This is a genomic window from Vibrio sp. CAU 1672, from assembly GCF_029223195.1.
Taxonomy (GTDB): Bacteria; Pseudomonadota; Gammaproteobacteria; order Enterobacterales; family Vibrionaceae; genus Vibrio.
Genome location: NZ_JARHUF010000049.1, coordinates 1 through 6,953 on the forward strand (window position 1 = coordinate 1; position 6,953 = coordinate 6,953).

Below are 6,953 nucleotides of genomic sequence, written 5' to 3' on the forward strand. Positions count from 1 at the left end.
GAATACATAGAGGTTGATTATAATCGGACGAGAAGGCACAGTGCTCTTGGGTATCTAAGCCCAGTTAACTTTGAACAACAAAATGTCGCTTAATGAAGTGTCCAGTCTGGCTGGAGCAGATCATTTCGACAAATGCAAAGCCTTTAGACAGCCCCGTCTCCTGATCTAAAACTAAATTGCATTCGGTGACAGTGCCGTAGGCAGAGAAAAGAACGCGGATTTCGTGCTCTGTGGTGTTACGCGCAAGGTTGCGCACTAAAAGTTTCATAATAGTTTGCCTGGTATAAGTTGCGGAGTAATTGTCTCAGGTATCGAGAGACAAACCAAGAAAAGAATGGGGAAGCATCTGTTGGGACTGTTATCGTATGATAACATCTACTTTTTCAGGCGAAATTACACATGAGCAACGATCATTTTCAAGGCCGGTATGAAGTAGAACTGAAGTATCGCCTGCACTCAAAATCAGAGTTCTTAGAAACTTTAAACGCGATACCCCATGAAATCATGCTTCAAGATAACATTGAATGTGATTGGTATTTTGACCGCCCTGACAAATCGCTCCAGCTTGAGAACAAGAGCCTTTGTATCCGTACTATGGAGCCATCAGGTATAAAGTTGTGGATTGTTAAAGGGCCAGAACCTGACCGATGTGAGGCGACCAATATCACGGATGCTTCTAATGCTTTGAGTATGTTAGAAACTATGGGGTACCAAGTGATATTGAAAGCCAAGAAAACCCGGAGTATTTACTTTGTTGGAGAGTTCCATATTACAGTTGACTCTTTGGCTGGTATTGGTGATTTTGCCGAGTTCGCTATCATGACAGACAACGAATCGCAGTTATCAATCTACAGAGCAGAGCTTGAAGCACTAGCAAGTAAGTTCGGGTTAACGCAATCAGCATTGCAAACGAAATCATATAAGCAGATGTTTGCAGAAAGTGGTCAACAACAAGGTGCTCTGGAATGATTCACAACACGTGGCGTTTTTAGTTTGCGGTGGATTCTGATGCTTAAGGTGCTTTGCAGCCGTTTTGGTATTACGTGCCGACACCCTTTTACGCAGCCTTATGCCAAGGAGGTAAAATGATGAACATGAGAGAGTTTTCGCGTCTAGTAGGCTTGTCTTCTTATACTCTTAGGTACTATGAGAAAATAGGCTTACTTAAAAATGTTCAGCGAAACAGCAGTGGGCATCGTGTATATACATCGAAAGATTTAAAGTGGATTGAGTTTGTAAAGCGTCTAAAGGATACCGCCATGCCTCTTGAGGAAATTCTCGAGTACGCAAGGCTAAGGGAGGCTGGATCTGAATCGGTATTGCAGCGCCAGGCGTTACTCGAGCAACATCAAGAAAACCTACGAGCCCATATCGAACAACAAAAATCGCACCTGGCGGCTTTAGAGAACAAAATTAACCTGTATAAAAGCGGAAAAGTCGGTTGACTTAGAGTTGACTCTAACTTGTATGGTGCCCCTGTACTTATTAAATAGGAGCGTACCAATGAAAAAAACACGTTTTGATACCGGTCTTGAACGACTGGCAAGTATTGATGGTGAAGCAGGGCAAAATGTTATTGAGAGTTTACAGGATCTCTGCCCGGACTTAGCCAGGTACACAATTGAATTTCCGTTTGGTGATATCTATGCACGTACAGGGCTGGATCTAAAATCCCGAGAAATCGCTACGGTTGCCGCATTAACTGCGTTAGGCAATTGTGCACCTCAGCTCAAAGTTCATTTGAATGCGGCGCTTAATGTTGGCTGCAGCGAAGAAGAAATCAAAGAAGTGATACTGCAAATGTGCGTTTATGCCGGTTTCCCCGCAGCGTTAAACGGTATGTTTGCTTTCAAAGAAGTGCTTGTTGAGAGAAAGGCATAACAAGTATGGAGCGCGATTCCCAACGCTTGGTTATTGCTGTTCAGGAGTAGGGTTCGCTTTCTCCGCATAATGGTGTGTTATGGTGGTCGAGTTATTCATTCTTTCACGCAGCGTTAGCGGTCCGTATTCATCTACATAAGGATATTAAAGTGTTTATCAATGAAGCGTCCAAATTGACCGGGGCGACTCAAAGAGCAATAAGGCTATATGAATCACGTGGGCTACTGAACGTATCAAGGTCAGGGAAATATCGTGTTTATAATCAAGATAACATCAACCTGATCAAGATAATTAAAGAAGCTCAGACGCTGGGGATCCTTCTCTCGGATTTGGTTAAGTTGAAAAGCGCCCAAGAAGATTTTGACTGGAAATTAGTCAGTGATTTTCTGGTGCAAAAACAACAAATGGTTGAGGAAGAGATAAAAGAGTTAGAAAAACAAAAAGTGCGTATTGAAAACTATCGAAATTCGATCGATAAGTGTGTTCGAGGGCTTGACTCTGACCTATAGGTAAGAGTTTAAACTGCACTTTTACATTACACGGATATGTAAGTTTATGAAAAAAGTGTTAGTTATCAATGCCAATCCTAAATCCAATAGTATGTGTAAGTCTATTGCAGAGCATTATACCTCGATTGCTTCAGGCAGGCATGACGTTGAGCAAATCAATATTGGTGACATGAATTTTGAGATCAGTTTAAACGAAGGCTACGACATCCCCATTTCGCTGGAACCAGATTTGTTGCACTTTCAAAAAATGATCCAATGGTCTGAGCATGTGGTGATTGTCAGTCCGGTATGGTGGGGAACGATACCCGCAAAATTTAAAGGAGCTATTGATAGAACTTTTTTGCCGGATTTCGCATTCAAGTATGTTGATGGCAAAGCTACGCCGGAAAAGTTGTTACAAGGGCGCACTTCTGAGTTAATCATTACCCTTGATAGTCCGCCGTTTTGGTATAAGTACGTCAAAGGAAATGTCATATACAAGCAGTTAAAGAATTCTGTTTTGGGTTTTTCTGGCATTAAAAATAGGTCTTCGACTTACTTTGGCCCTGTTATTAACTCCAGCATCAATAATAGGAAGGTTTGGTTTCGCAAAGTTGCACAATTGGCGAGTAATATAAAGTAACCTTACCAAAGCCGTTTGGGTTTGCAGGCAGTTAACCAGGCATTACATAGTGATTGGCAATGCGCAGCAGCGTATTGCGTAGTTCACACCTTTACAGGGCATTATGCAATTGATGAGGAAACCCTACAATCGAAGCCAATGGTAGGGTTTCTGTGGTACTGGTAAGTTCGATTAAGACGCATATTTTCTGAGTTCGTGTGGGTAAATTCTTATTCCATTTAGGGTATTTTCGTACACAGACAGCTCTCGAAGGTAAGACCAAACGTGAGTGTCTGTACCGGTTTGTGCCGCCAGACGAGAGATTACATCATCGATATTGCGGCCCGCGTAATCCTTGTGAGGGGTAAATAAATCCCTTATTGCTGATAACATAGTTAGCTCCTTGGTGTAATTAAATTACATTGTTGTATAAATATAACGTAGTAGAGTTTGTTTCTGTGATCAAGGCAGGGTGGTAATTTAATTTAAATTTCATAATTGTAACTTTTATGTCAAGTGGTGTTGATGCACACATAGCAAGCTGCTTAAGAGGGAGTGAGCGAGCATTGTTGGTTTTGTGAGGCTTTTGTTTGTGGCACAATAAGACACCAGTTGCACCTGTTGCGCTGTTCGCTTCTTAGTTGTGGATCCGATGGTAAAGTAACCCTGAAGGGAGAATTCGTTTGGCATACTCGTACGGCGATGATGAAATGAAAGCTTTTTGCTGTAATTGCAAACAGTTAACTGTTCATCGCTATGAAAGTTTCGGTAAAGAAGAGCCAGCATCAGAGACCGAAGTTAAAGGTTTTTTCTCTGGTTTGTTTTCTGCTATCGCGGCGGTTTTGATGGAAGGCACGCCAACCGGTGATTATAAGTGCGAGGTGTGTGGTACAAACTTACATACCCCAGATAACTTAGACTGATATTCGTTGCAAGTCATGGAGGTATTAGCCGTTATCGTTGTTGTAGTCATTGAACGGTCATTATTCTGGATCTGGGAAGCCACGCTATTAATAAGGGGTTCAAAAAGGCTCTTCAGCGGTTGGTATTTTCGGTTGAACGAGTTTTTTAAGCACAAAGGTTATGGTCGGGTGGTGGACTTGCTCACACCTTGATTAGGCACTATATGATGGGAGGAACATGGAAAAGTTAGCGCATGAAATATGGATATTTGATGGTAATTCGGTTCAGTTTTTAGGGTTACCATTTTCTACTCGTATGACAGTTGTCCGGCTCTCTGGCGGAGAACTATGGGTTCATAGTCCGATCAAGTTATCAGATACCATCAAGGTACAACTAGAAACTTTAGGCCGTGTAAAATACTTGATAGCTCCTAACCATTTACATCATCTTTTCCTGCCTGAGTGGATTAGCACTTATCCAAATGCTGAAGTTTACGGCACCAATGAGGTCATTAAAAAGCGAAGTGACATTTCCTTTGATGCTTCATTGCATGATCCCAATTATCCGGTTTGGGAAGAAGATATTGAGCAAGAGCTGTTTTCAGGTTCACCGTTAATGGAAGAGTGTGTGTTTTTCCACAGAGGCTCTGAAACGTTGATAGTTACCGACTTAGTAGAAAACTTTTCAGGCCAAGAGTTTAACTATTGGCAGCGTTTTGTGGCTAAAGGTGTTGGTATTCTGGCCCCTAATGGAAAAATGCCGTTGGATTGGCGTCTGAGTTTCATGTTTGGCAAGGCTGATGCCCGCAAACATCTCAATAGATTATTAGCGTGGAATCCAAGAATATTGGTCATGTCTCATGGTGAAATCGTCAAGGAAGGCGTTGACAAATTTTTAGCTCAGTCGTTCAAATGGCTAATATAAGTAAACTTTGTTGAAACTCCATAATAAGGGGTTTGCGTCACGTTTAGTTGTGCTTCATAGGCTTACATGTGATTTTGCTTGTTCTTGGGCAAAGCGTAATGGTTCACAAGGTGAGTTGTATATAAAGATAGGATAGTCGTGTTAAATTTAAGGTATCATGCACAATTGACTAAATTGTAGTTACCCATGAATATACCGATTAAAAGCATTTCTACCTCAAAAGTCTCTTGCTCGAACTGCAAAGCGTGTTGCTGTCGTCTCGAGGTAATGATCATTTCAGATACCGGTGTTCCTGAAGAATTCATTTCACGCGATAAGTATGGTGGTGAGACGATGTTGAGATTAGCCGATGGCTGGTGTGCCGCTATAGACCGAGAAACATTTATGTGTACGATTTACGAATACAGGCCCTGGATATGTCGTGAGTTCGAAATGGGCTCGTATGAATGCATTGATGAACGGACACATTGCTCTTGAACAAACAGCTTTAGATGCGTTTGGTCGCCGGGTCCGTAGAGAATAAATCAGCCAGTCTGAGAACGGCTGGTGGTATACGGTGTAAGTCAGCTTTGTAGAAAATTGAAGTGCGTTGTCTCTGTGACGGTTTAGGTACAGGGGCAAGTCTGGCTATAAGGCCTGAATACGACGCTATGACCCCGAATGGAACATCGTAAGACGTACACATTCAGATGATCGTTAGTAGGAAAGGAGCAGTTATGGAACTCGGTAATATTAAGAACGTAGTTTTTGATGTCGGTAATGTATTAGTTCGCTGGTCGCCAGGTGAGATTGTACGCCTAACTTTTAGTGACGTTGAGTCTCCCGAGTCCATGATGAATTCAATATTTCAAAGCAATACCTGGTTGGAGTTGAATAAAGGCTTATTGACGGAATCTGAGGCTAAGATTCAATACCAAGAGTTGCTTGGCTTGTCTGAGTTAGACTGTGAACGGCTTTTTTACTATATAAAACAGACTCAATTATTAATTTTTGGCTCCGTTGAACTACTCAGGAGAGTGAAGGCTGGGGGTTATGGCGTTTATGCGTTGACGGATAACGTGAACGAAATAGTTGAACACCTAAGGGAAGCTTATACGTTCTGGGAACTGTTTGACGGCGCTACCGTATCCGCTGATGTCGGTCTGCTCAAGCCCCAACCGGAAATTTACTACTCATTGCTGAAGCAAAACGGTATTTTGGCTTCTGAGACGGTGTTCATTGATGATATGCCATATAACGTCGAAGGTGCCAGAACGGCCGGAATCTCAGCGATTCAATTTATAGATTCAGCTCAATGCGAGCAAGCACTGAAATCACTCGGTTTGCAGTTTTAATCCGTAGAGTCCGGGCTACAGGACTATATATCAATGTGACAGGGCAGGCACTGTCGGCTGCTCTTAAATCTTAAGGTTTATAGCTGCGCGGATGAGTGAAAGCCTCCTTTCGAATTTCTTCAAAATGTCGTATCTGTCGCGTTGTTTAGCTACAGGACTCAAGGCTGGGACAGGCCGGGGAGTACAATAGCACGAGGGCAGCATCAGACCCGTAATCAGTTTATGTATCACCGGATGGGATTTGGATGGCTTTTTATCTTGGCTTGCGGGTATACGGGATGGCGATTTAATCGCAGTCAAATGTGGTGAGCGTTGTTTGACTGGTTATTATAATTTCAGGAAGGAATCGTGATAGTCATTTATGGAATAAAGGGAAATTTGAATCCAATCAAGTCAGCGTTATCGGATGTCATTCATGCATCTATGAAGCAAGTACTCGGTTTACAGGAAGATAAGCGTGCCCATCGTTTTATCCCGATGGAAAAAGAAGATTTTTATTATCCGGGGGGCCGTTCAGAGTCGTACACGGTAATTGAAATTAATATGATGCAGGGGCGTAAGCAAGAGACAAAGAAGGCGCTGATCAAAGCACTTTTTTCAAACATTGAAGCGCAACTCAATATATCGCTGGTTGATATAGAAATCACCATTAAGGAGCAACCCGCTCATTGCTGGGGATCCCCCTCTGGCAGGATTGTTGTCACTGTTAAAATTTAACCAGTATGGGCGGTATTGAGTGAACTTTGTCTCGTATACCAGCAGAAAGAAAAGAAGCCATATTGAAGAAGCTACTGCCTCCAT

Annotated in this window: 12 protein-coding genes; 11 read left to right on the top strand and 1 reads right to left on the bottom strand. The window is 42.4% G+C overall.

What is annotated here, in order from left to right; genetic code table 11:
• A partial coding sequence (locus tag P2G85_RS20965) for an IS3 family transposase (protein ID WP_130201046.1) occupies positions 1–93 on the top strand: 93 nt, incomplete at its 5' end.
• Here P2G85_RS20965 and P2G85_RS20970 read toward each other — a convergent pair.
• Positions 65–268, bottom strand: a complete 204-nt coding sequence (locus P2G85_RS20970; protein ID WP_345795443.1) for a hypothetical protein — start codon at positions 266–268, stop codon at positions 65–67. The genes P2G85_RS20965 and P2G85_RS20970 overlap by 29 nt on opposite strands.
• A gap of 131 nt (positions 269–399) precedes the next feature.
• Here P2G85_RS20970 and cyaB point away from each other — a divergent pair, with 131 nt between their 5' ends.
• The 10 genes from cyaB (at position 400) to P2G85_RS21020 (ending at position 6,869) form a co-directional block, all read left to right on the top strand.
• Positions 400–969 carry a class IV adenylate cyclase gene (gene cyaB, locus P2G85_RS20975; RefSeq protein WP_275865966.1) on the top strand — a complete coding sequence of 190 codons (570 nt, stop codon included), beginning with the start codon at positions 400–402 and terminating at the stop codon, positions 967–969.
• Between the two features lie 119 nt (positions 970–1,088).
• Positions 1,089–1,445, top strand: a complete 357-nt coding sequence (locus P2G85_RS20980; protein WP_275865975.1) for a MerR family transcriptional regulator — start codon at positions 1,089–1,091, stop codon at positions 1,443–1,445.
• Between the two features lie 58 nt (positions 1,446–1,503).
• Positions 1,504–1,881, top strand: a complete 378-nt coding sequence (locus tag P2G85_RS20985) for a carboxymuconolactone decarboxylase family protein (protein WP_275865967.1) — start codon at positions 1,504–1,506, stop codon at positions 1,879–1,881.
• Positions 1,882–2,030: 149 nt separating this feature from the next.
• On the top strand, positions 2,031–2,390 hold the full coding sequence (locus P2G85_RS20990; protein ID WP_275865968.1) for a MerR family transcriptional regulator: 360 nt from the start codon (positions 2,031–2,033) through the stop codon (positions 2,388–2,390).
• A gap of 46 nt (positions 2,391–2,436) precedes the next feature.
• Positions 2,437–3,012, top strand: coding sequence for an NAD(P)H-dependent oxidoreductase (locus P2G85_RS20995; RefSeq protein ID WP_275865969.1), 576 nt, complete (start codon positions 2,437–2,439; stop codon positions 3,010–3,012).
• A gap of 662 nt (positions 3,013–3,674) precedes the next feature.
• Entirely contained in the window at positions 3,675–3,914 is a 240-nt protein-coding gene (locus P2G85_RS21000) for a hypothetical protein (RefSeq protein WP_275865970.1), read from the top strand.
• A 217-nt stretch (positions 3,915–4,131) separates the two neighbouring features.
• Entirely contained in the window at positions 4,132–4,818 is a 687-nt protein-coding gene (locus tag P2G85_RS21005) for a DUF4336 domain-containing protein (protein WP_275865971.1), read from the top strand.
• 186 nt (positions 4,819–5,004) lie between these two features.
• Complete coding sequence (locus P2G85_RS21010; protein WP_275865972.1) at positions 5,005–5,295, top strand: YkgJ family cysteine cluster protein; 291 nt, start codon at positions 5,005–5,007, stop codon at positions 5,293–5,295.
• A gap of 239 nt (positions 5,296–5,534) precedes the next feature.
• Positions 5,535–6,152 (top strand): HAD family phosphatase, encoded by a 618-nt coding sequence (locus P2G85_RS21015; RefSeq protein WP_275865973.1) that lies wholly within the window; start codon positions 5,535–5,537, stop codon positions 6,150–6,152.
• A gap of 348 nt (positions 6,153–6,500) precedes the next feature.
• A complete protein-coding gene (locus P2G85_RS21020) occupies positions 6,501–6,869 on the top strand; it encodes a tautomerase family protein (protein WP_275865974.1) in 369 nt (122 codons plus the stop codon).
• The last annotated feature ends 84 nt before the right edge of the window (positions 6,870–6,953 follow it).

Excerpts from the sequence above, each read along its gene's own strand:
- P2G85_RS21005 (WP_275865971.1), top strand. The coding sequence starts at position 4,132 with ATGGAAAAGTTAGCGCATGAAATATGGATATTTGATGGTAATTCGGTT.
- P2G85_RS20985 (WP_275865967.1), top strand. The coding sequence starts at position 1,504 with ATGAAAAAAACACGTTTTGATACCGGTCTTGAACGACTGGCAAGTATT.
- cyaB (WP_275865966.1), top strand. The coding sequence starts at position 400 with ATGAGCAACGATCATTTTCAAGGCCGGTATGAAGTAGAACTGAAGTAT.
- P2G85_RS20995 (WP_275865969.1), top strand. The coding sequence starts at position 2,437 with ATGAAAAAAGTGTTAGTTATCAATGCCAATCCTAAATCCAATAGTATG.
- P2G85_RS20970 (WP_345795443.1), bottom strand. The coding sequence starts at position 268 with ATGAAACTTTTAGTGCGCAACCTTGCGCGTAACACCACAGAGCACGAA.
- P2G85_RS21015 (WP_275865973.1), top strand. The coding sequence starts at position 5,535 with ATGGAACTCGGTAATATTAAGAACGTAGTTTTTGATGTCGGTAATGTA.
- P2G85_RS20980 (WP_275865975.1), top strand. The coding sequence starts at position 1,089 with ATGAACATGAGAGAGTTTTCGCGTCTAGTAGGCTTGTCTTCTTATACT.
- P2G85_RS21010 (WP_275865972.1), top strand. The coding sequence starts at position 5,005 with ATGAATATACCGATTAAAAGCATTTCTACCTCAAAAGTCTCTTGCTCG.